The organism is Kluyvera genomosp. 2, from assembly GCF_036759865.1.
Taxonomy (GTDB): domain Bacteria; phylum Pseudomonadota; class Gammaproteobacteria; order Enterobacterales; family Enterobacteriaceae; genus Kluyvera; species Kluyvera ascorbata_B.
Map to the genome: position 1 here is coordinate 13,139 of NZ_JAPKIA010000026.1, position 23,194 is coordinate 36,332.

The window sequence follows — 23,194 nt, forward strand, 5'->3', positions numbered from 1 at the left end:
CAGGGGCGGAAAAAGATATGGGGGTACTTTTGGGGGTATCTATAAAAAATGAACAATAAAAAAGACAACAAAAACAAAGGTTATCTCCTATGTGTATTGTTCCTATTATCGCACCATTAAAATCAAATTCTTACGTAAGATCTTATCATTCTCCCACCAAAAAATTATTTTCATGTAACAGCTGGTGTAAGTAAATTCTATCAACGAAGATCAATCTTATCTACTGACCAAAAAGGCCTGATAGGGCTTCGCTCACTATACATCCGTGGCTGCAGGTTTAGTTGTCCATGTCTACACCACTCCTAAATTTAATGTGTTGGCAATGTGTTCAATAAAGCTCGAACAAATTAGCTCATTATGATCGGTTAATACTTCAACTTCTGGTTGCATGATTGTTTGTCCGTAAAAAGATAACGCGCCCGCCGGGTAGTAGCAGGCGCATTACGCAATAGGTAAACAAGGGAGGAAGTTCAGAAATGTAAATCGGGAAGGTTGTACGCAATGTTCATCGTACTACGTTGTTACGGCTTTGCCGCAACAAGCCAGTTGCCTGCCGCGCTCGCAGAATGTCTACAGCCCGGAGATAAGGAGATTGTTCCTGCCAGCTAAATCCCTTCCTGTCTATACGAACCAGCTCGTATTTTTCTACCAGAAAATTCACGGCATCGGCTAGGGTGATACCGGCATCGATGTGTTCCTTAATCACAGCCTCATTGCAGAATGGCGTGTCGTTTATTGTCAGACCATAGTGCTGTTCCAGCAGACGTGTCAGTAACATTTGCCAGACAGCCACGGGTGACAGGCAGGGCTTCACCGCCCGCTGAGTTGTTGCAGGTAAAGTTTTCATGTTTGCTCTCGTGAAGGTAATTAACGCTGAGTGGGGTAAATGGCGATGTATACGTAGCCGCAACTGCCAAGGGTGTCGGCTTCGCAGGTTAAATCGTTGTGGTACAGGGTAACGCAGTGGGCATGGTGGGTGCTGAGTTCACCAGTGGTCAGCATCGATTCCATCTGGCGGATAAAGTGCGGGAATGTTTCATCCAGCTTCCGGTATTCGATGTCACTGAACTTGCCGGTCATGCTGGCCCGGTCAGCCAGATAATGCAGTCGGTTGCCTTCCTGCACCAGACGGGCTCCCAGACGTGGCGTGATATCACGCTGCAGACCCCATGTGATTTTGCTCATTGATAACCTCTTTATTGTCAGTTCAGGGTGATGCTCATCAGGCAGGCATAAGGCCCCTCGCGGTCCTGGCGGCGTTCGGCGTATACCGCCAGGACTCCTGTGATATCCGGAACGTCCCTGCCGGTGTAATGGCAGACGCTACCGTGCCACTGGTATTTGCCGGTGCAGAAACGAAAGATTCGGGACTCAGGATGCTGGCGGTATATCGTCATTGCCCGGCGTTTACTGATAATTTTCATGTAATACCTCACAGCAGACCGTGTTCTGCGAACGAATAGATTTGCCTGCCGCCGACAATCAGATGGTCAGGGACACGGATATCCACCAGTTGAAGTACCTGAACCAGTCGCTGCGTGAGGGCTTTGTCAGCCTGGCTGGGCGTCGTCTCGCCGGAAGGATGGTTATGCGCCAGTATTACCGCTGCCGCGTTGAAGTACAGAGCGCGCTTGACCACCTCGCGGGGATGTACCTCGGTACTGCTAATAGAACCGGCAAACAGGGTTTCGTGGGCAATCAACTGGTTCTGCTGGTTCAGATACAGCACCCGGAACTCTTCCCGTTCAAGCGCGGCCATATGCAGCCGCAACCACTCCCGGACGGCATGAGTGGAGGTGAAGGCTACCCCAGGCTCATGCAGGTGCCGCTCCAGAGCCCTGAGCGCCCGCTGAATGAGACGCCGGTCCTGTGGCGTTATCTCGCCGGGTAAAAAGGAAAGCTGTTTCATTCGTTGCTCCTCCGGTCAGTCAATGATACGCAAAATGGCGTGGGCTTCAGAATGCTGCAGGGCATAGTCCCGCAGGCGGTAATAGTGCGCGGTCATTGCGTCACACTCTGTACGGCAGGCGTGATGGCTGTATTCAATCAGGCAGACAGCAATGCCTGCGGCTTCAGCACTCATGTCCGCGCCATTGCCGTTCATACCGTTGAACAGATGCCATTTATCGTCAACGTCAGCATCAGGGGCCATAAACGCGCCGCCATTGCTGAGCGTGTAAAAGGACCAGATACCACTGTTGTACTCGTCACAGAAGCGGTCCATCCAGGCGAAAATGCGGGGTTCCAGCGTTATCCATTGTGGGATAGAGCCAAAGTACTGCGGCCAGAAGCAGATACGCTGTTCGTCGGGTATCTGCGTTACGGTCAGTTCAAATTCGGATTCGTTAGCAGCAGATGCGAGGTTGTTTTTTGTCGCTGTTGTCATGGGTATGTCTCCGTCAATAAAAAAACGCCAGCGGCGACGGCTGGCGTATGCGGTAATAATGAGTGTTCGGGAAGATTAAATGTTGCTGGTAAATCATGCGGAGCCAGCAGATGGATACGTCCGTACAGATGCCTGGCTTGCGGGTATAGCGGTTAAGACCTTCACCGGCATCCGGTTCAAAGTTCCATGCCTGCCCTAGTCGTCTTCAATGTTAACGCCGGTGATACTGGCAGGAACTAATGGCCCTGCTGCGCAATCAGCCGATACCCACTACGGTAGGTCATAAAGCGATTAGTGAAACGACTTCAAACCTTCAGAATTATTCATTACTCCCCCCCTGAAAAATAATAAAAAAGCGGCAGAATCGTGAGATTCTGCCGTTAGTTGTGTATGTTCAGAGGAATGATATATATCTGAATATTTTTATAATGCTGATAGGCCGTTTTGTGCCAAAAGCAGAAGCTGGTAATTCGTGTCTAATATACTTCACTTAACGTATATCCCAGCTCTGGTACAGAATATGCAAATTAAATACCCAAGAAGTGGCAGGCTGATTAACAAAGAACTCCTTCGATTATAGGATGATTTGTATCGGCACTCATCACACCATGTGCTCGATTCACGCCGCATAGTCAGTTGAATTTTGCTACTCTGTAAGAGGTGGTAAGCATTATCCAATACGGATTTAAATCAATGGAATAAATGATTATGAGTGAAAATGAAACAATCCCAAAGAAGTCTCACAGCCAGATTAACAAAGCTGTATTCTTTACATCTGCTTTGTTAATTTTTCTTCTTGTCGCTTTTGCCGCTGCATTCCCGGATGTTGCTGACAAAAATTTCAAACTACTTCAGCAACAAATCTTCACGAATGCAAGCTGGTTCTACATCCTTGCTGTGGCCCTGATTTTATTGAGTGTCACGTTTCTGGGACTCTCACGCTACGGTGATATCAAGCTGGGTCCGGACCATGCGCAACCTGATTTCAGCTATCACTCCTGGTTTGCGATGCTTTTTTCGGCAGGGATGGGGATCGGCCTGATGTTCTTTGGCGTTGCTGAACCGGTGATGCATTATCTCTCACCTCCCGTTGGCGCCCCAGAGACTGTTGCGGCAGCGAAGGAAGCAATGCGGCTGACCTTCTTCCACTGGGGTCTGCATGCCTGGGCAATATATGCCATTGTAGCGCTGATTCTGGCCTTTTTCAGTTACCGCCACGGTCTACCTTTAACGCTGCGTTCTGCACTCTATCCCATTATTGGCGATCGCATATACGGACCTATAGGCCATGCGGTTGATATTTTTGCCGTTATAGGTACGGTCTTTGGCGTTGCAACATCGCTGGGTTACGGTGTTTTGCAGGTGAATGCCGGTTTGAACCACCTATTCGGGGTGCCCATTAATGAAACGGTGCAGGTCATTCTGATCGTGGCCATCACGGGGTTAGCGACGATTTCTGTGGTGACCGGCCTAGACAAGGGAATACGTATCCTGTCTGAGCTCAATTTGGGCCTCGCGTTGTTGCTCCTGGCGCTGGTCCTGTGTCTGGGGCCAACTGTGCTTCTGCTGAAGTCATTTGTGGAAAATACCGGCGGTTATCTTTCGGAACTGGTGAGTAAAACGTTCAATCTTTACGCATATGAACCTAAGTCGAGCAACTGGCTGGGGGGCTGGACATTACTGTACTGGGGATGGTGGCTTTCATGGTCGCCATTTGTGGGGATGTTTATCGCACGGGTCTCACGCGGCCGAACCATTCGCGAATTTGTCACCGGTGTGCTGTTTGTTCCGGCCGGCTTTACGCTCATGTGGATGACGGTGTTTGGTAACAGCGCAATCTATCTCATTATGAACCAGGGGGCGACCGATCTCGCCAATACCGTCCAACAGGATGTCTCGCTGGCCTTGTTCAATTTCCTGGAGCATTTCCCGTTCTCCTCCGTGCTGTCATTTATTGCAATGGCTATGGTCATCGTCTTCTTTGTCACATCTGCTGACTCGGGGGCAATGGTTGTAGATACTCTGGCATCAGGTGGGGTGGCAAACACACCCGTCTGGCAGCGAATCTTCTGGGCATCGCTCATGGGAGTTGTTGCAATTGCGCTTCTCCTTGCGGGAGGGCTGAGCGCGCTGCAAACGGTGACAATAGCAAGTGCATTACCCTTCTCCGTGATCTTGCTGATATCCATATACGGGCTGTTAAAAGCCCTGCGTCGAGATTTGACTAAGCGTGAAAGCCTGAGCATGGCGACTATTGCTCCTACGGCTGCACGTAACCCAATTCCCTGGCAGAGAAGGTTACGCAATATCGCGTATCTGCCGAAACGATCTCTTGTGAAACGTTTTATGGACGACATTATCCAGCCTGCCATGACGCTGGTTCAGGAAGAACTGAACAAGCAGGGGACGATAAGCCACATTAGTGACGCAGCCGACGATCGTATTCGTCTTGAAGTGGATTTGGGCAACGAGCTGAATTTTATATATGAAGTGAGGCTTCGCGGGTATAGCTCACCCACCTTCGCGCTCGCCGCAATGGATAATGATGAGCAGCAGACTGACCAACATCGATATTATCGCGCTGAGGTTTATCTCAAAGAAGGCGGTCAAAATTATGATGTGATGGGCTGGAATCAGGAACAGTTGATTAATGACATACTGGACCAGTACGAAAAACACCTGCACTTCCTGCACCTGGTTCGTTGATAGCAAAATGCCGTCCTAGGGGGCGGCAATTATTTATCCCGACCGCAATACGAGGGAATGCAGAATGATTTCACGCTGGCAATGGATTCTGAAGCAAACATTTAAGAAACTCTGGTTCAGAGCTACGTTATTCGCAATTGTCGCGATAATAACGGCTCTTTTATCTATTCTTTTTAAATCAATGATTCCTGAGTCGGTTTCAGTGAAGGTTGGTGCGGAAGCAGTTGATAACATTCTGAACATACTGGCATCGAGTATGCTGGCAGTGACCACATTTTCGCTGAGTATCATGGTCACAGCCTACGGTTCAGCCACTACTAATGTTACTCCCAGAGCAACGCGTTTAGTTGTGGAAGACGTAACCACACAAAATGTACTGGCCACCTTCATTGGTTCCTTTCTCTTCAGTCTGGTAGGAATTATTGCCCTCAATATGGGAGCCTACGGAGAAAGGGGAAGAGTCATTTTATTCATTGTCACACTCGTTGTCATTGCCCTCATCCTCATCACATTGCTTCGTTGGATACAGCATTTGACCTCTCTGGGGAGGGTCGGTGAGACAACAGCAAAAGTAGAACAGGCGGCCATCGAAACATTTATTGCGAGAGCCAGAAATCCCTGTCTCGGCGGATATCCATGGCTTGAGAGCTATGAACAGCCGAAAGGAACGGTTGCAGTTTATCCGAAGAAGATTGGCTATGTTGAATATATTGATATGGAGAAACTCAGCAAGCTGCTGGCCAATGATCCTCGTCATGTATACCTTGTGGCGCAACCAGGCAGTTTCATTCATCCGTCCATGCCAGCTTTGTACCTGAGTCAGGGCCAGGAGTCATCAATCTGCGCCGATTTACTTGAGACGATCATTGTCTCGGATGTGCGTTCATTTGCTCAGGATCCCCGATTTTGTCTTAGCGTCATGGCCGAAATAGCCTGCAGAGCCCTTTCACCCGCAGTGAACGATCCTGGAACCGCAATCGATGTCATTGGCAGAGGTGTTCGTATACTTTCTGCTTACGCGCAGAATAAGTCTCATGAAATTGAAGTGACCTATCCTTCAGTACACGTTGCGCCACTTCAGAACAACGATCTCCTGGAAGACTTTTTCTCACCTGTCGCACGCGATGGTGCCAGTATGAGAGAGATTCAGATAAGAGTGCTCAAAGGGCTATCTATGCTGAGTACGGGTTGGCCTGAGATGTTTGCTGATGCCGCGCACACTCTGGCAATTGAAACATTAGAGCATGCAAATCGCGCTGACCATATAGACTCCGATAGAGAATTCATAAAATCAATTTATTTTGATTTGTTTTTTGATGAAAACGCTAATAAGCAATCATAGTTGTGGAGCAAGCGATTTGGTTGCTAGCGAGACAAGAACAAAGCGTCTGCATGAGAATGGGCGTCTGCTTTGTATTAGAAGAGAACATACTGAGTCTTCATCACTTTTGCAGCAGGCTTTATCTCTACGTAAGACATCGCCTACAATCAAATATTTCGGTTTAATACCAGGAGAACACTAAATGTAGAAATTATGTCTACTCAGTTCGGAACAGACTACTGTTTTTTTATTCCGTAGCTGAGACCATCATATTTCCTCCAGCAAAGGAGATAAAAATGGAAAAATTATTTACCCAGTTTCAGACCGGTGATACTGACCTGGTAAACCGCGTCGTTATGGCCCCCATGACCCGCTCACGGGCAATGACTAGTGATACCGCTGATGAACTGACCGCAAAATATTATCAGCTGCGTGAATCCGTATGGGGCAAACCGGAGGTCGTCCGTGACGGGCTCAGGGATCTGGTTCGCCGCACGGGCGCAGATGAAATTATGGTGAACTCATGGCAAGGCACTCGTCTTTGCCGCTCTTCAGAAATAATGCTGAGTATTCTACCGGAAAGGCAAAAGGATCATTTACCAAAGATAATGACGAGAAAGTCATTGACGAAGCGGGGAAGGGGTTAAGTCATCAATCCATATCAAAATATCAGACGCCTGTTTACGCTATGCGGGCGTCCGCTTTTCGCTCACAGCGGACCTTCAATCCAGTAAGTATGTCGGCTTCGTGCTATGAGTCCAGCGATTATTGCAAGAATCGAAATACGCTAACCAACTGGGATCGGGGTACGTCGGCAATCGAAGCTGCAGGCAGGTAGCTCCTGCAGCCAGTATTGTTAACATTTCAACAGCAGCACTCTGCTTCTTTTTCACTACATTCTTCACAAATTCTGCAAGAGCAGAAGTCCTCAAGGTTATTGCACTGGCTACATTTTTTGCAGGTACAGTCCGACTCTTTCTCGTCACAGTTCTCACAAGTTCCACAAGTACATGCACTCATCATGTGTGCACACTTATCACAAATTTTATCCATAGTTTCTCTCAACCGCTAAATAAACAATCTCAACATAACACGTGATTATTTTATCATTGCTATATAGTCAACTAAAACTGGCCACTGCGCTCATTATTCGGAAGTGCCTGGACTAATCGGTGGAAATAAAAAATGAAAAAAATAAACCCTGACTGCTCCTGGCAGTCAGGTATGTTGTTATGGATGGAAAGCACAACTGTCACTCGTTAGTGCAGTCTGCTAATGTTGGCAGTGCCTTCGTAGCGTTCGTCAGGTCAACGCTGAAGGTCCCCGCTTTGCGGTCATTGACGTAGACGTCGAACTGCCTGGCCTTACGGATATCCATGATGAAACTAAACCAGGCATTATCCCCGTTACGCCAGCCAAGGGTTGAGGGAATGGCGTATTGCTTATGGGGCCCATCACCACTGTGATGTCGGTACTGTCATCATGCGAGCTGATCGTTTTATCCCCTGCGAGGGTCAGAAAAACCGATTGCTGGTAAATACCGTTCTGGTCCGGATTTTCCGTGCAGTTGATGGTAAACATCTTTCCGCTGCTATCCGTCACACTGTATTCCGCATTGCCCTGACCGTACCCCTGTTGCCAGAGTCCCGAAACCGCAGAGGCATTGAAGCTGACAAGCAGCACGCCAGCGAGCATGAGCCGACTTAAAGAATTTATTTTCATTTCTGTCTCCTTTGTCTTTGTATTTATTCCCGGTTATCAGGATTTGAGGGTATCAGCAGCCGTCCCATCAGTTTGCCGTCATGGGAATATTCAAGGAAACGCTCCCGGGTGCGCGGGTCCGTTTTCTCGTGGTATTCCAGGCTGATGTTGTCGGCAATACACAGCGCATTCATCAGCGGCTGCACGGTTTTCTCCTCCATATCCACGAGGTAGTAGTAACAGCCACCCTCGCAGCCATCGGGCGACTGACGGGTACGTAAGACCTGCATAGTGGGACCAGAAAGAGCAATCTGCGACCACTCTTCCCTGACATCATCCTGACGGCTCACCACATCGCTGAAGCGCGGAGGCGTGAGGTCCTTAAATTTACTGATAGCTTTCAGGTCATCACTCCTGTCATCGCAAGCGCTCAGAAACAGAGTGGAGGCAACCAGCGCCAGTAGAGGTAGTGTTTTACGTTTCATTATTTTTTCCTGAAATCAGACGAACCACTTTGGTAAAGACATAAATCCCCACGAAAATACCCACCGGCACGCCGACGAACGGCGTCAGCGCGACACTGGCAGCACCGGCTGCGCCACCTCCCGTCAGTAGTGCGGCAACGGTTGCAAGTGTCAGGGCCGTGAGGCTGTCGGACACTCCAGTTTTGTTCAGAATGATGACGATGATAACAATGGCGATAATGGCAATAACAGGCACTGGGCTCCTCCCTGTTGCCGGGTTGATAACAACGCCTGCGCTATTCCGGTGGGCTGTCAGCCGGAACAAACGTAAGCAGTGAATGCTGGATAAAGCGAAAATGGGGTAAGGCCTGAATGAAGACCGGGTCTTCAGTCAGGCGGCACAGACTGTCATTCCGGCGAAAAGTCTCCTGCAAAGGCTGAATCAGATGGATTTCATCAAGTGTGAATAAGGCGATATGTCCGTCGTGCTCTGCCACCAGATACCAGGCCTGCTGGTGGATAAGTAACCGGCAGGGAGCCAGCCGCTCACAGCGCTGCCCCTCGGCAATCAGCGTCACCCGCCTGCGCCCGGTAATGGCCTGAATCAGTCGCCAGAAAGACAATGCGCCTGATGGCGAAGGAGCCGGACTGGCGGGTGCGATTACGCAGGGAGACTCATCGCACATCAGCAGTGCGTTTACCAGACGACGGTCAAAGCCAGGGAAAAGACCGGCCATCCCGCTGCGGTGGGCAAAGATAAGCACGTCGGGCACCATCTGCGTCTCACTGCCCGCAGTGCGTAAGCGGCAATATCCGGACTGATACTCCAGGTCCAGATACATCAGCCGCTCACGAAAATCACGCCGCAGCGTGCGCACCGACACACCAAACTCAGCGGCCAGCTTACGCACACTCAGTGTTTCCCCTGCCACCAGACGGCTGATTATCAGTGACAGCCTGACAGCCAGCCGGTCATGGCGGCGTTCTGCCTGTGTCATGAGACGTTCTCCGTGAAAGTTAACTGACTGAAAATGATGTGATTACTTTAAAGAGGGGGTCGGACAGGGTATGGACATCACAGAAACTATTTTTCATTTCTGCAAAAGCCAGAGGCAGCGGGGGTTACAGGCCATTCCTCAGTGAGTGAGGACCGCCAGCACGGTGCGATGCGGACAGGTGGTGTCCGATATTAACAAAGCGGCAACATTAAACGGTCACTGCAGTTGCGTGAGCATCGCTTCCGCCATCACCCACAGTGCCCGGTTAAGTTTCACGTCCCCGTCGATACCGCGAACGGCACGGGTATGTGACCGTCCTCCTTTGGCATTACGGCCACTGAGCCCACCCTTAATCAGGTTCTCCTGAATACGCTGGTACGTGGTCCACAGGTCGCTACTCTCATCTTGCCAGCGGCGCGGGGAGAGGATCTGCGACTCAGTCACCGGCTGGTGGTCCTCACCAAAGCGGTACGTCAGCGCGGCTTTTGCCAGTGCCTGCTGCGCAGGTGGTGGCAACAGCAACGACTGCATCGCATCCCGCTTCTCCTCCACACGGTCAAAAATGCCCAGCACTTCATAGGCCCCCTCAATCACCTGACTCACTACATCGCCTTTGTGCGGCACACGCACCTCGCCAAATGACTCACCGCAGACGAGCCCGTTCTGACAAACCGCACGAAATAAACCCGGCAACATCTGGTACGAACTGGTGCCATCATGGGAGTTGAGCAGGATAATTTCTGGTACCTGTTTACCGGTAATCTGCCCCTCCCGACGAAGGCGTAGCATGTGTTTTGTGTGCTCGCGTCGACCCGGGTCGCGTACCCGGGTCTGACAGGCAAAGAACGGCTGGAAGCCTTCGCGCTGCAGGCTGTCCAGCAGGGATATGGTGGGTATATAGGTATAACGCTCACTACGGGATGCGTGTTTGTCCTCACTGAATACACTGGGCACCACGCGAAACAGCTCTTCGCGGGTTAACGGGCGGTCGCGACGGATAAGATTTGCTGCGCCAAAGCGCGAAGCCAGACGGGCCATAAGCAGACTCCTCATAACGGGAAAACAAATAAAAGGGATCCCCGTCGCATCTGCGACAGGGGCAGGGAAGTAACAGGGATGGGTTAAATACTCAGAAGAAGAAATCCCAGACGGCGCGGGCCACTGACACCACCGTGGTGCGCACGGCCTGAATGACAGCCCGTACCGGGGCGGGTATCAGGGGAAAGGCACTGATGCTATCGAGTACGGCCCCGACGGTTTCACCAAAATCGCTACGAGCCTGTTCCCGGACTACCGTCGTGCGAAAGGAAGACTGGAGTTGCGACACCACCGGGCTGGTGGCCTCACGTGGCAGGCACTTAATCATTCGCTCGGCCATCACCCGCAGTCCCCACTGAAGACGGACCGACACGGCACACACCGGATGTACGGGCTGGAACAGCTCATGCAGCAGACAGATTTTACGGCTGATATTCTGCTTCTGCGCCGTGGACAACGGTCCCCCACCGCTGGTGGGTTCGGCCTTATCCGACTGGCTGATAACAAACAGCACCTTATGCCGGTATACCTCTCCAATCACCTGATGATAAAAATGTTCATCCACCGCCAGCGCCCGGTCATCGGCCTTAATCAGCCACAGAACCAGGTCGAGCCGGGGGAGTTGTTCGCGGTACATCGCAGCATACTCGGTATCGCGAGCACCACTTTCGCCCACGCCGGGCAGGTCCACCAGCGTCATATAGCGCTCGCCGACTTGCAGGCGAAAGCGCAGTGGCTCACGGGTACATGCAGCCACATCGCTGACCGGTGATATATCTCCGGCAAACAGGGCATTGCACAGACTGCTCTTCCCAACACCGGTTTTACCCATAATGCCGATCACTGGCTCGTAGCGGGTTAACTGATTTATCTGCTGCAATATACGTTCAGACACCCACTGTGGCAGACCTGCGAGCGATTGCTGAAACGGCTTCAATCCTTCAGAATTGTTCATTACTACTCCTCTGAAAAATAATACAAAAACGGCAGGATCGTGAGATTCCACCGTTAGTCAGGTATGTTCAGAAGAATGATATCTATCTGAAAATAATTTGAATTAAGGTAAGCGTTAAACAGCTGCCGCCTGTGATCCCGGCCCCTAAGTCGTTAGGTTATTCTGCCCCCCTCATCCTCAAGCCAGACCAGTGGATAAGGGCAAATTGTCCGAGGGGCGATAGGGCATTGGGCATTGGGCATTGGGCATTGGGCATTAAGGTTTTATAGTTGTTAGGCATTAATCTAACGTTATAGAAACATCAGCTAATACGATGACTGTCTACGTTTGAAACGTCATCTCTTGCTTTTACATAAGTATTAATGTTGATTATCATCAATTTGATTATAATCATGGCACTTTATTGATTACCGTATTAAATTTTCATTTTTCCCTATAGTGATGATTCATGCCTAGTCCCCCTTGTAAGCGGCTTGACGACTTGAGTCAGGTCCAGCGCGAACGGCTGGCCTACATCGATTTTCGGCTTTACTTCTTCGGTGAGATCGGTCGCCCAGATCTGATTGAGCGCTTTGGCGTTGCTCCAGCAGGAGCGACTCGCGATTTGGCTTTGTACCGGGAAATCGCTCCGAATAACATCACCTTTGATGGTAGCGACAAGATCTATCGTATCGGGCAGGCGTTCTCTCCGTTGTTCGAGCACGCATCGCAGCGTGTTCTGTCGGCGCTGGCTCTGGGCTTTGGCGATGGCGTGAATGGCCCAATGCAGGCGTTGCTACCCTGTGAATCCCCCACAGCCCTGAGCATACCCAAGATGGATGTGTTGGCCGTGATTTGTCGAGCCATCCACTCCAAGCGCCCCGTCGCCATCCGCTACCACTCGATGAGCAGCGGAAAGTCCGAACGGATCATTGTGCCCTTTGCTTTGGTAGATACCGGCCTGCGCTGGCACGCCCGGGCCTTTGATCGCAAGAGTGGAGAGTTTCGGGATTTCGTCGTCACCCGCATCGAAGCGCCAACATTGCTTGAAGAGGTTCCGCAGGCCAACGAACGACCGGATAATGATATCCAGTGGACGCGCATCGTTGAGTTGGATTTCGTGCCGCACCCGCGTGTTGAACGCCCCGAAATCATCGAGATGGACTACGGGATGACCGGTGGCTCGATTAGGATGTACGTTCGTGCAGCGGTGGCAGGCTATATGTTGCAGCGCTGGCGTGTTGACTGCTCACCCAATCATTGCCTAAATGGACCGGAGTACCGTTTATGGCTCAAAGATCATCTCGCGATCTACGGCGTGAAAAACGCCTTACTGGCACCAGGCTATAGCACCTCTACAAAGGCTGACTCTTGATGGAACTGATCGACAATATCAATCGTCTGCTCGGAGACGACCTAAAGCAGACGCTCAAACCCGGTGCTCGCCTGAAGATCGCCGCCTCCTGTTTTTCGATGTACGCGTTTGAAGCGCTAAAAGCAGAGCTGGAAAAAATCGACGAGCTGCAATTCATCTTTACCTCGCCGACGTTCACCGCTAATGAAGTAACCGACAAGATTCGTAAGGAACGCAAAGAATTCCACATACCGAAGGCTGACCGCGAACGTAGTCTGTACGGTAGTGAGTTCGAAATTCAGCTGCGCAACAAACTGACCCAGCGCGCAATTGCAAAAGAGTGTGCGGACTGGATGCGGCGTAAGACAACATTCAAGTCCAATCGCAGCAAGGCTCCGATGCAGCAGTTTGCTTGTGTTCAGGCCGCCGCCGCAGAGACTGCCTACATGCCACTGCACGGATTTACGGCCGTCGATCTTGGCTACCAGCAAGGCAATGCTGTTTCAAACCTCGTCAACAAAATGGACGAGTCGACGTTTACGGCGACCTACCTCAATCTGTTTAACCAGATCTGGCAAGATCCTGAGAAGCTGGAGGATGTAACGGCGCAGATCTGCGACCACATTGCATCCGTCTACCAGGAAAACTCGCCTGAAAGTATCTACTTCCTGATGCTCTATAACATCTTCAATGAGTTTCTGGACGACCTCAACGAGGATGTCCTGCCCAATGACCGCACGGGCTATCAAGACACGCTCATCTGGAACAAACTCTTCAATTACCAGAAAGATGCTGCCACTGGGATCATCAACAAACTTGAAAACTACAGCGGTTGCATCCTGGCCGACAGCGTGGGCTTGGGCAAAACCTTCATCGCACTTGCCGTCGTAAAGTATTACGAACTGCGCAACAAGTCAGTTCTGGTGTTATGCCCCAAGAAACTTGCGGACAACTGGCTGAACTATAACCGCAACCTTAAGACCAACATATTTGCTCGCGACCGGTTCAGCTACGACGTGCTTTGTCATACTGACCTCAGCCGTACGAGCGGCGAGTCGTTTGGAACACAATTGAATCGCATCAACTGGGGCAGTGAAGTGGCACACTGAATTTGTCCACCTGAACAGAGGTGATATGCTCACCTCAGAACAACACAGGTGCTCCAATGAAAAAAAGAAATTTCAGCGCAGAGTTTAAACGCGAATCCGCTCAACTGGTTGTTGACCAGAACTACACGGTGGCAGATGCCGCCAAAGCTATGGATGTTGGCCTTTCCACAATGACAAGATGGGTCAAACAACTGCGTGATGAGCGTCAGGGCAAAACACCAAAAGCCTCTCCGATAACACCAGAACAAATCGAAATACGTGAGCTGAGGAAAAAGCTACAACGCATTGAAATGGAGAATGAAATATTAAAAAAGGCTACTGTAGATTCAATTGGTCAACGCAACAGTTATGTGAAAACATGGGGTTGCGGAGGTTTTTTGAATGAGACGAACATTTACAGCAGAGGAAAAAGCCTCTGTTTTTGAACTATGGAAGAACGGAACAGGCTTCAGTGAAATAGCGAATATCCTGGGTTCAAAACCCGGAACGATCTTCACTATGTTAAGGGATACTGGCGGCATAAAACCCCATGAGCGTAAGCGGGCTGTAGCTCACCTGACACTGTCTGAGCGCGAGGAGATACGAGCTGGTTTGTCACCCAAAATGAGCATTCGTGCGATAGCTACTGCGCTGAATCGCAGTCCTTCGACGATCTCACGTGAAGTTCAGCGTAATCGGGGCAGACGCTATTACAAAGCTGTTGATGCTAATAACCGAGCCAACAGAATGGCGAAAAGGCCAAAACCGTGCTTACTGGATCAAAATTTACCATTGCGAAAGCTTGTTCTGGAAAAGCTGGAGATGAAATGGTCTCCAGAGCAAATATCAGGATGGTTAAGGCGAACAAAACCACGTCAAAAAACGCTGCGAATATCACCTGAGACAATTTATAAAACGCTGTACTTTCGTAGCCGTGAAGCGCTACACCACCTGAATATACAGCATCTGCGACGGTCGCATAGCCTTCGCCATGGCAGGCGTCATACCCGCAAAGGCGAAAGAGGTACGATTAACATAGTGAACGGAACACCAATTCACGAACGTTCCCGAAATATCGATAACAGACGCTCTCTGGGGCATTGGGAGGGCGATTTAGTCTCAGGTACAAAAAACTCTCATATAGCCACACTTGTAGACCGAAAATCACGTTATACGATCATCCTTAGACTCAGGGGCAAAGATTCTGTCTCAGTAAATCAGGCTCTTACCGACAAATTCCTGAGTTTACCGTCAGAACTCAGAAAATCACTGACATGGGACAGAGGAATGGAACTGGCCAGACATCTAGAATTTACTGTCAGCACCGGCGTTAAAGTTTACTTCTGCGATCCTCAGAGTCCTTGGCAGCGGGGAACAAATGAGAACACAAATGGGCTAATTCGGCAGTACTTTCCTAAAAAGACATGTCTTGCCCAATATACTCAACATGAACTAGATCTGGTTGCTGCTCAGCTAAACAACAGACCGAGAAAGACACTGAAGTTCAAAACACCGAAAGAGATAATTGAAAGGGGTGTTGCATTGACAGATTGAATCTACAACCGCGCTCTTGATGTCAGACTCCCTGAACAGTTCTCGATAATCGGGAAACTCAGAGCGCATTATCCTGTGGTCACACTCTGCCATGTGTTCGGGGTTCATCGCAGCAGCTACAGATACTGGAAAAACCGTCCTGAAAAACCAGACGGCAGACGGGCTGTATTACGCAGTCAGGTACTTGAGCTACATGGCATCAGCCACGGTTCGGCCGGAGCAAGAAGCATCGCCACAATGGCAACCCGGAGAGGCTACCAGATGGGACGCTGGCTTGCTGGCAGGCTCATGAAAGAGCTGGGGCTGGTCAGCTGTCAGCAGCCGACTCACCGGTATAAACGTGGTGGTCATGAACATGTTGCTATCCCTAACTACCTTGAAAGGCAGTTCGCCGTGACCGAGCCAAATCAGGTGTGGTGCGGTGATGTGACCTATATCTGGACAGGCAAGCGTTGGGCTTACCTTGCTGTTGTTCTCGATCTGTTCGCAAGGAAACCTGAGGGTTGGGCAATGTCATTCTCACCGGACAGCAAGCTGACATCAAAGCGCTGGAAATTGCGTGGGAAGCTTGCGGTAAACCCGCCGGAGTGATGTTCCACAGTGACAGTAATAATGCCGGTGTCAGTCTTTACCACCACTCAGTTTGCCGTTTAACCCGATTGGTGTGATTACTGATGCAGTGAAGACCTTTCCGCATCACATCACTACAAATATTGATTTTTGATTGTTGGATTCGCACCAGATTTCACCTCTGTAGGGTATTCAAAAATGCTCAGTTATTACTGATGCCTAAACTGCAGCGTTGCGGGCAGGTAGCGTTGTAGCGTTTCGGGCGTATCGCCCTCGATCAATTGGCTTATCAGATCATAGCAGTGCCAGGCCAACTGGCGGTTATCCTGCTGTACGGTATCGATACGCAGCGACAGCGAATCATAAAGATAGTGATCGTCAAAGCTCGTCAGATGGATATCTGAGTCGAGTAAATGGTGCTGGCTCATATAGCGCAGTACCCCTTCGAGCAGTCCACAGGCGGCAGTGAACAGCGCCTTAGGCGGCCGCCCAAGTCGCGCGCAGAGTGCGGCGAACATCTCATAGCCTGAGCTCGGGTGGTAGTTACCGTTAATCACCCATTCCGGGCGCAGTGCAATACCCGCCTGAGCCAAACCCTGCGTGAAGCCGGTCAGACGATCGCGTGAAGGCGACAGACGCGACTGACCGCCTAAAAACCAGAACTCATCGCTATGCTTAGGTGCAATGCGGGAAATCAGTTCCGCCGTTGGGGTAATCGAATCAGTCATCACCAGCGGCAGCAGGCTTTCATTAGGACAACGGTCAAACAGCACTACTGGCAGTTGTTGGCTGAGCTTAAGATAGTCGGCATCGTTGTGCATACATGAAGCGACGATCAGACCGTCAACCTGGCGGGAAATCATGTTATTGACCACCACGCTCTCCTGACCGGGGTTTTCATCAGTACAAGAGATCAATAGCTGGACGCCTGCTTCGCGGCACAGCATTTCCAGCTCATGTGAAAAGACCGCAAAGCCGTGGTTGGTGATCTCCGGCACCACCAGTCCGATGGTGTGGCTGCGGTTGTCGCGCAGCGAGCGGGCGTGAATGCTTGGCTGATAGTGCTGCTCACGGGCAATCGCCAGTACTCGCTCACGCGTTTCCTGCGCCACACGCAGCTCCTTACCACGACCGTTCAGTACTAGGCTGGCGGTCGCTTTTGAGACGCCAGCCTGTTCGGCGATATCTTTAATGGTTACGCGTTTAGTTTTCATTACGACGCCATGAGCTTGAGGCAAAACGCTTATTCTACCATGCAAGTTCGCAGCGGCCAGTAGCAGAATGCGTCCGGTGTGATGCCAGAGAACATTAGCTGCCCTGAACAGGCCGGGAAGTAGCGGCAGCTCATCACTCCTTCGCCGCCGTTGATGAAAATCTCCACGCTAGACTGGTCGATGAAAATATGCAGCGAGCGGACGTCTCCGCGCCAGTAACGATAATGCTTCTCGTCGCTGGCCAGACTGGGTCGGGCCAGGCGGATCCCGCTGGCATCGCGTTCAAGGATTAATGCGCCGTCAAAATCGAGGCTCAAAATATCGTCCCCAGTGGTTTGTAGAACGATTTCCATCGGTGCCAGCGGCAGGGAGTTCCCTGCCCAGCCGTGCGCTTCGCCGCGCAGGGCGCTCAGCTCTCGTAGAGGACGTTGGTATAGCTGACCATCGATAAACTCCAGCTCACGCAGGCAGGTCATCTGATGGATCCAGCCGTTGGTGAGGGTCGGTTGAAGCATCTCTTCGCCCTCCGGCACGCCCATCCAGCCGACCAGCAGACGGCGGCCATCACTGGTAAGCATGGTTTGCGGGGCGTAGAACTCAAACCCTGCGTCCAATTCGTGCAGTTCGCCATGCTCGAAGGCCGCGCGGTGGTAGTCGAAATCGCCGCTCATCCACACTGCCGGGTAGGTGTTGAGATAGCGCTCTTTCTCACGAGGCACGCCCTGCGGGCAGCAAATCAGGACATGCTGGTCGCCGAGGGCAAACAGGTCCGGGCATTCCCACATATAGCCCGCGTCGTCCAGGCCATTGATGCCATAACCGGCGATTTCGCCCTGACTCGTCCACTCATGAAGGTCCGCTGAGCTGAATAACAACACCTTGCCACGCTTTTGCAAATCCTGTGCGCCCAGCACCATGTACCAGCGACCTTCGTGCTGCCAGACTTTCGGGTCACGCACGTGGCCGGTATAGCCCTCCGGCAGCGGTAATACCGGGCCGAGTTTGGTAAACGTGCCGTCGGCATTTTCCGTCGCCAGGCACTGCCACGCGGTTCGGCTGCCGTCGTCAAATTTTACGTTGCCGGTATAGCACAGGGTGAGCGTGCCCTGACTATCCACGGCGCTTCCGGAGTAGCAGCCGTTGCGGTCATACTCTTCATCCGGCATGAGCGCGATCGGCTCATGTTGCCAGTGCAGCAGGTCGGCAGAGCTCCAGTGCCCCCAGCACTTGAACTTATGATCGCAGGCGAGCGGGTTCCACTGATAAAACAGGTGATAACGTCCGGCAAATTCAATAAAGCCGTTGGGATCGTTCATCAGCCCGGTCACCGGCGCATGGTGCCAGCGGGGATAGTGGCTGTCGGCCAGCGCGCGCGGCTGGCCCTGCATAACAGCCTGCAAAATCGCAGGCAGGCGTGATGGATGTGACATTATTCAGCGTCCGTTTTGTATTTCAGTACCAGGGAGACGACAAAGGCGACGCCAAAGGCGATAACCATCCCGATAATGTAGTTCAGCAGCGAGCTGGCCTGCACGATAGCCATGCCAGGGATAGCCGTCAGGCCCACGGCGGTCATGTAAACATGCATGGATACCACCCACGCGCCGCCCACCGCGCCGCCAATCAGGGCTGCGATAAACGGTTTTACAAAGCGTAAGTTAATACCAAAAATCGCCGCTTCGGTGATGCCGAGCATGGCAGAAAACGCCGAGGGCAGGGTAATGGCTTTGATTTTGGCATCTTTCGTTTTGAACCACACCGCCAGACAAGCACCGCCCTGAGCGACGTTGGCCATCGCCCAAATCGGCAGCAGGAAGTTGACGCCGATGGATGGGTTGCCCAGCAGTCCCGCTTCGATGGCGTGGAAGCTGTGGTGAATACCGGTAATGACGATAACCGAATAGAGACCGCCAAACAGCAGTCCGGCCAGCCAACCGGCGTGGGTAATCAGGGTGCTAAGGACAAACGAAATACCGTCGCCAAGCGCGCGACCAGCCGGGCCGATAATCAGCAGGGCGATAAAACCGGAAATGATCACCGTCAGGAACGGCGTCAGGATCAGATCCAGTGCATCGGGGATCACGCGACGCAGCTGTTTCTCAACGATGCTCATAAACCACACCGCCAGCAGCACCGGGAACACCGTGCCCTGATAGCCGATCATGGCAATCTCAAGGCCGAAGAAGTTCATGGTGTGGAAACCGGCGGCCACACCCCAGGCGTTGGTGAGCGCCGGGTGAGTCAGGATGCCGCCAAGCGTCGCGCCAAGATAAGGATTACCACCGAACTCGCGGGCGGCGGTGAAGCCAATCAGGATCGGCAGAATAATAAACGCCGCTGAGCTGCACATATCCAGCATGATGTAGATGGCGTTACCCGGGTCGACCCAGCCGTACGTTTTAACCATCCCCAGAAGGCCCATCAACAGGCCGGAGGCGACGATAGCCGGGATGATCGGCACAAAGATGTTCGACAACAGGCGGGCAATGCGCTGGAAAGGATTCAGTTTTTTCGCCGCAATGTCGGCAGCTTCCGATTTGCTGGATTCGCCAATCCCTGCCGCCTGAATAAAGGCGGCGTAGACTTTGTTCACCACCCCGGTGCCGAAGATAATCTGCATCTGTCCGGCGTTACGGAAACAGCCCTTCACCCCATCAATTTTGCCGATGGCCTGCTGATCGGCCAGTGAGTCATCGACCAGCACCAGGCGCAGGCGTGTGGCACAGTGCGCGGCGCTGGCGATATTTTCCTTGCCTCCCAGAAGCGGAAGTAGCGAGCGGGAAATCTGTTCAAAATCCATAGTACCCTCTGAATGCGTATTGATTTTCGAGTTGTCGTCCCGTGGTAGCCGGAGCGCATTCTCTTCGTTGTTATTGTGTCCGGGGCGACGAAACGTATTTTGTCGCCCCGGCGGTTACTGTCGCCAGGTGTTAACCATCAAAACCAGGTTTCCATCTGCATCCCGAACGACCATTCGCCGCCCGATTTAAAACCACTGCTGCCCAGCGCGTCATCGCTGGCGTAATTATTGAGTTTTTTGCTCCAGTCCATCCACGAGGTGTAAAGACGGATTTCAGGACGGCTGAAGAAATCGCCGATGTCGCCAACCTTAAAGGTCGGGGCGAAGGTGAGCTTGTAGAAGCTGCCGTTTACCGCATGGCGATCGTTATAACCTTCAGGTTTGAGATCCATATACTGGTAACTGCCTTCATAAGCGAGGGCGAAGTTTTGATTGATCTCCTGGATCAGACGCATGTTGAGGGTTGCCCACTGGTAGCTGTCGCCATCGACATAACGGTCTTTACTGGTTTGTGCCAGTATCGCCGGGGCGATAAACCAGTTCTTGCTCAGTGGCGTGGTGCCGTAGCTGGCGAAGCGCCAGGTGTTAGCCCCCGAGCGTAACGCGCCGTCAGAGCCGACACCTTTAACTTCGGCACCCAGTCCGTGACCGTAGAGCAGGGCGGTTTTGCTGGCACCTTCACGCAGGCCGTAAAAACTGTCGTTGTGCAACCCGAGCAGCGCATGTACACCGGTATTTGCCGCATCGCCTTTGACCGGATTACCGTTGGTATCCTGGCGTTCGTCGTTGTCTTTTGCCCGCATCCCGCTGACCATCATCTGCACCGGCCCGATGAAATTGTTCATGCTGACGATGTAGTTCTGCACACTGTTGCTGGTATCAGCAATATCGCCGAAGTTACGCCCGTAAAGAGAGAAGTTGCTGCGAACGCTGTCGTTCCACCTGACATCGTAAATACCGCCGCCGGTACCGGCGAGGAACACGACATCCGAGTCGATCCAGTGAATGTCAAAGTTATCCCGGTCAAAGCGTTTCCCGGCCCACAGGGTGGAGCCTTTAAACGGCCCGTCGAAGGTGGGCAAGTTGCCCAGTTCAACAAAGGCCTGACGCACGTTCAAATCACTGGTGCTCGCCGTCCAGTCGTTATAAGTGGTTTGACCGTCGGCGACCATGACTTTGAAGCGGGTCGTTGCCCCGTTATCCAGGGTCTGCTTATGTTCAAGATTCATTTCAACATAGGTATCGGCCTGGTTTCCCAGGCGGCCAATAGCCCCACCGGTTTCCCCTGCTGGCGTCATGTAGGCTCCGGATTTGGTGCTGGCGCCGGAGTCATTCATTATCACGCCGGAGCGGGCGTAGCCGTGGAACTCAAACCCGCTTTTCTCATCGGCTTTTTTCTCCAGTTTGGCGGTACGCTGAGCCACTTCCTGAGTGCTGTCCTGGGTTTTTTGTTGCTGTGTCGTGAGCTGCTGTACTTTCTTCTCTGCCGACTCTGCGCGGGTTTCTGCCGTTTGCGCTCTGTTTTCGGCATCCTGTAAGCGTTTTTCCAGCGCAATTAAACGGGCTTCGATACTGCTGAGATCCGTTTGTGCATGGGCTGAGGCGGCGCCGGTTAGCAAAGCGATAAGAACCGCGAGTGTGCTTTTTCTGAACATATTGATTGCATCCCAAAAGGAAAATAAAAAATTGTGTGTTTTTGCTAAACCGGTTTAGTTGCAATGTTAAGCACGACATTTAACATTTTGAAATTGATTTTGCTAAACCGGTTTAATAAGTGTGATGGATGCAACAAAGTGGACCGCGTACGACGGTATTTAGGATCAAATCTGGCGGTGTAGATCGCGCTGGTATGGCAGGGCAGTCATCGCGCCTTTCGCCAGGGTTGCCAGGGCACCGCAGGTTTGCGCCAGAGCGAGCGTTGGCTCCAGGGCATTGATATCCGCCGGCATCCCGTTGGCAGCAAGGCTGGCAAGCAGTCCGGCGACAAACGCATCGCCCGCACCGGTGGTATCCACGCTGACAACCGGTTTAGCGCTGAAATGGATAAACTGCTGCTGGAATGCGGCGATGACGCCCGCTTTACCCTGAGTCACCAGCAGTAATTCAGGCTGATAACGCTCAGTGATGCTGGCGATCCCCTGCGCGATATCATTACTCCCGCTGATGAGTATCAGCTCTTCTTCGGACAGTTTCACCACGTTCGCCAGACGCAGGGCGCGGTCGAGACAGGCGTGCAACAGGTTCTGATCTTGCCAGAGATCCAGGCGGATATTAGGGTCAAAGCTCACCCGGCCACCGGCACGTTTGATGTTCTCCATAGCCGCGAAGGTAGCACTGCGGCTGGGCTCGGCGCTGAGCGCGATGGAGCAGATGTGCAACCACTGTCCGGCGGCAAACTGTGGCAGGTCTTCTTCAGCCAGGAACAGGTCAGCGCTGGGGCGTACCATAAAGGTAAAGGTGCGTTCACCTTGGTCATCAAGGTCGACCACCACAGTGGACGTGCGGTGATGATCGTCAAGATACATATGGCTGACGTCGACCTGCTCCTGTTGCAGGGTATGACGCATGTAGCGGCCAAACGGGTCACCGCCGACGCGGCCGATAAATCCGCTGTTGCCGCCAAGGCGGGCAACCCCTACCGCCACGTTAGCCGGCGCGCCTCCAGGGCACTGTAGCAAGCGCCCTTCACTCTCCGGTAGCAGGTCCACCACTGCGTCGCCCAGAACCCAAACTTTTGCTTTCATGCTAAAACCCTCCAAGGCTAAACTTAATTAAACCGGTTTAGCATATTAAATCACAGTGAATGAGTGGGGGAAAGTTCCAGCCGGAAAAGCACTGCTCAGGGCATAAAAACGTGAGCCGCCTTACGAAATAGAATTGATTCGACAGCTGTGAAGACTTACGTCCTGGACACAAATGGATCCTGGATAAATTACCATGCAACTTGATGAAATTATCATGTTTTATCTTATTTACAGATAAATCAAAGGGCTTTTAACACCACACTTCTTGGGAAGGTGCGAATAAGCAGGTCATTTCTTCCCAAGCTGACTCGCTGATTAAAAT

20 protein-coding genes and 5 pseudogenes are annotated in these 23,194 nt (G+C 51.8%); 8 read left to right on the top strand and 17 right to left on the bottom strand.

Going from position 1 to position 23,194, the window contains the following annotated elements:
* Positions 1-505: 505 nt before the first annotated feature.
* From ykfI to V6942_RS22100, 6 genes and pseudogenes are all read right to left on the bottom strand, one after another.
* Entirely contained in the window at positions 506-847 is a 342-nt protein-coding gene (ykfI, locus tag V6942_RS22075) for a type IV toxin-antitoxin system toxin YkfI (protein WP_003031349.1), read from the bottom strand.
* A 20-nt stretch (positions 848-867) separates the two neighbouring features.
* The gene (locus V6942_RS22080; RefSeq protein WP_003031347.1) at positions 868-1,185 is read right to left on the bottom strand and encodes a type IV toxin-antitoxin system YeeU family antitoxin; all 318 of its coding nucleotides are present in this window, start codon (positions 1,183-1,185) and stop codon (positions 868-870) included.
* Positions 1,186-1,202: 17 nt separating this feature from the next.
* Positions 1,203-1,424 (bottom strand): DUF987 domain-containing protein, encoded by a 222-nt coding sequence (locus V6942_RS22085; protein WP_003031346.1) that lies wholly within the window; start codon positions 1,422-1,424, stop codon positions 1,203-1,205.
* Positions 1,425-1,432: 8 nt separating this feature from the next.
* Complete coding sequence (locus tag V6942_RS22090; RefSeq protein ID WP_003031345.1) at positions 1,433-1,909, bottom strand: JAB domain-containing protein; 477 nt, start codon at positions 1,907-1,909, stop codon at positions 1,433-1,435.
* 15 nt (positions 1,910-1,924) lie between these two features.
* The gene (locus V6942_RS22095) at positions 1,925-2,386 is read right to left on the bottom strand and encodes an antirestriction protein (RefSeq protein ID WP_003031344.1); all 462 of its coding nucleotides are present in this window, start codon (positions 2,384-2,386) and stop codon (positions 1,925-1,927) included.
* 112 nt (positions 2,387-2,498) lie between these two features.
* Positions 2,499-2,591, bottom strand: a pseudogene (locus V6942_RS22100) (DUF905 family protein); the annotation flags it as partial.
* Between the two features lie 503 nt (positions 2,592-3,094).
* Between V6942_RS22100 and V6942_RS22105 the strand changes: the two are divergent.
* The 3 genes and pseudogenes from V6942_RS22105 to V6942_RS22115 all read left to right on the top strand — a co-directional run.
* Positions 3,095-5,092, top strand: a complete 1,998-nt coding sequence (locus V6942_RS22105) for a BCCT family transporter (protein WP_016245729.1) — start codon at positions 3,095-3,097, stop codon at positions 5,090-5,092.
* A gap of 64 nt (positions 5,093-5,156) precedes the next feature.
* Positions 5,157-6,434, top strand: a complete 1,278-nt coding sequence (locus V6942_RS22110; protein WP_003036928.1) for a DUF2254 domain-containing protein — start codon at positions 5,157-5,159, stop codon at positions 6,432-6,434.
* Positions 6,435-6,709: 275 nt separating this feature from the next.
* Positions 6,710-6,853, top strand: a pseudogene (locus V6942_RS22115) (morphinone reductase); the annotation flags it as partial.
* An 812-nt stretch (positions 6,854-7,665) separates the two neighbouring features.
* Here V6942_RS22115 and yfjT read toward each other — a convergent pair.
* The 6 genes and pseudogenes from yfjT to V6942_RS22145 all read right to left on the bottom strand — a co-directional run bounded on the left by yfjT (position 7,666) and on the right by V6942_RS22145 (position 11,569).
* Positions 7,666-8,135, bottom strand: a pseudogene (gene yfjT, locus V6942_RS22120) (protein YfjT).
* Positions 8,136-8,158: 23 nt separating this feature from the next.
* Entirely contained in the window at positions 8,159-8,599 is a 441-nt protein-coding gene (locus V6942_RS22125; protein WP_003029616.1) for a YfjS/YafY family lipoprotein, read from the bottom strand.
* Complete coding sequence (gene ypjK / locus V6942_RS22130) at positions 8,589-8,834, bottom strand: protein YpjK (RefSeq protein ID WP_003029614.1); 246 nt, start codon at positions 8,832-8,834, stop codon at positions 8,589-8,591. Before ypjK ends, V6942_RS22125 begins: the two co-directional genes overlap by 11 nt.
* A 40-nt stretch (positions 8,835-8,874) precedes the next feature.
* The gene (locus tag V6942_RS22135; protein ID WP_003029611.1) at positions 8,875-9,576 is read right to left on the bottom strand and encodes a WYL domain-containing protein; all 702 of its coding nucleotides are present in this window, start codon (positions 9,574-9,576) and stop codon (positions 8,875-8,877) included.
* A gap of 216 nt (positions 9,577-9,792) precedes the next feature.
* Positions 9,793-10,614: a DUF932 domain-containing protein gene (locus V6942_RS22140; RefSeq protein ID WP_003029610.1), complete on the bottom strand. Its 822-nt coding sequence runs from the start codon at positions 10,612-10,614 to the stop codon at positions 9,793-9,795.
* Between the two features lie 91 nt (positions 10,615-10,705).
* Positions 10,706-11,569: a GTPase family protein gene (locus V6942_RS22145; protein WP_003029608.1), complete on the bottom strand. Its 864-nt coding sequence runs from the start codon at positions 11,567-11,569 to the stop codon at positions 10,706-10,708.
* Positions 11,570-12,017: 448 nt separating this feature from the next.
* Here V6942_RS22145 and V6942_RS22150 point away from each other — a divergent pair, with 448 nt between their 5' ends.
* The 5 genes and pseudogenes from V6942_RS22150 to V6942_RS22170 all read left to right on the top strand — a co-directional run.
* The gene (locus V6942_RS22150) at positions 12,018-12,923 is read left to right on the top strand and encodes a helix-turn-helix transcriptional regulator (protein ID WP_032933065.1); all 906 of its coding nucleotides are present in this window, start codon (positions 12,018-12,020) and stop codon (positions 12,921-12,923) included.
* The gene (locus V6942_RS22155; RefSeq protein ID WP_333501810.1) at positions 12,923-14,011 is read left to right on the top strand and encodes an SNF2-related protein; all 1,089 of its coding nucleotides are present in this window, start codon (positions 12,923-12,925) and stop codon (positions 14,009-14,011) included. Before V6942_RS22150 ends, V6942_RS22155 begins: the two co-directional genes overlap by 1 nt.
* A 56-nt stretch (positions 14,012-14,067) precedes the next feature.
* Positions 14,068-14,325: pseudogene (locus tag V6942_RS22160) on the top strand (IS3 family transposase); the annotation flags it as partial.
* Between the two features lie 67 nt (positions 14,326-14,392).
* Entirely contained in the window at positions 14,393-15,544 is a 1,152-nt protein-coding gene (locus V6942_RS22165) for an IS30-like element IS30 family transposase (protein ID WP_003029596.1), read from the top strand.
* A gap of 9 nt (positions 15,545-15,553) precedes the next feature.
* Positions 15,554-16,158: pseudogene (locus V6942_RS22170) on the top strand (IS3 family transposase); the annotation flags it as partial.
* Positions 16,159-16,323: 165 nt separating this feature from the next.
* Here the strand turns inward: V6942_RS22170 and V6942_RS22175 are convergent.
* The 5 genes from V6942_RS22175 to V6942_RS22195 form a co-directional block, all read right to left on the bottom strand.
* Positions 16,324-17,328, bottom strand: coding sequence for a LacI family DNA-binding transcriptional regulator (locus V6942_RS22175; protein ID WP_003029591.1), 1,005 nt, complete (start codon positions 17,326-17,328; stop codon positions 16,324-16,326).
* A 29-nt stretch (positions 17,329-17,357) separates the two neighbouring features.
* Positions 17,358-18,758 (bottom strand): sucrose-6-phosphate hydrolase, encoded by a 1,401-nt coding sequence (locus V6942_RS22180; RefSeq protein ID WP_003029589.1) that lies wholly within the window; start codon positions 18,756-18,758, stop codon positions 17,358-17,360.
* Positions 18,758-20,128: a sucrose-specific PTS transporter subunit IIBC gene (locus V6942_RS22185; protein WP_000345204.1), complete on the bottom strand. Its 1,371-nt coding sequence runs from the start codon at positions 20,126-20,128 to the stop codon at positions 18,758-18,760. Before V6942_RS22185 ends, V6942_RS22180 begins: the two co-directional genes overlap by 1 nt.
* A 137-nt stretch (positions 20,129-20,265) precedes the next feature.
* Positions 20,266-21,783, bottom strand: coding sequence for a carbohydrate porin (locus tag V6942_RS22190; protein WP_003029587.1), 1,518 nt, complete (start codon positions 21,781-21,783; stop codon positions 20,266-20,268).
* A gap of 165 nt (positions 21,784-21,948) precedes the next feature.
* Entirely contained in the window at positions 21,949-22,872 is a 924-nt protein-coding gene (locus V6942_RS22195) for an aminoimidazole riboside kinase (protein ID WP_003029584.1), read from the bottom strand.
* Positions 22,873-23,194: the final 322 nt, after the last annotated feature.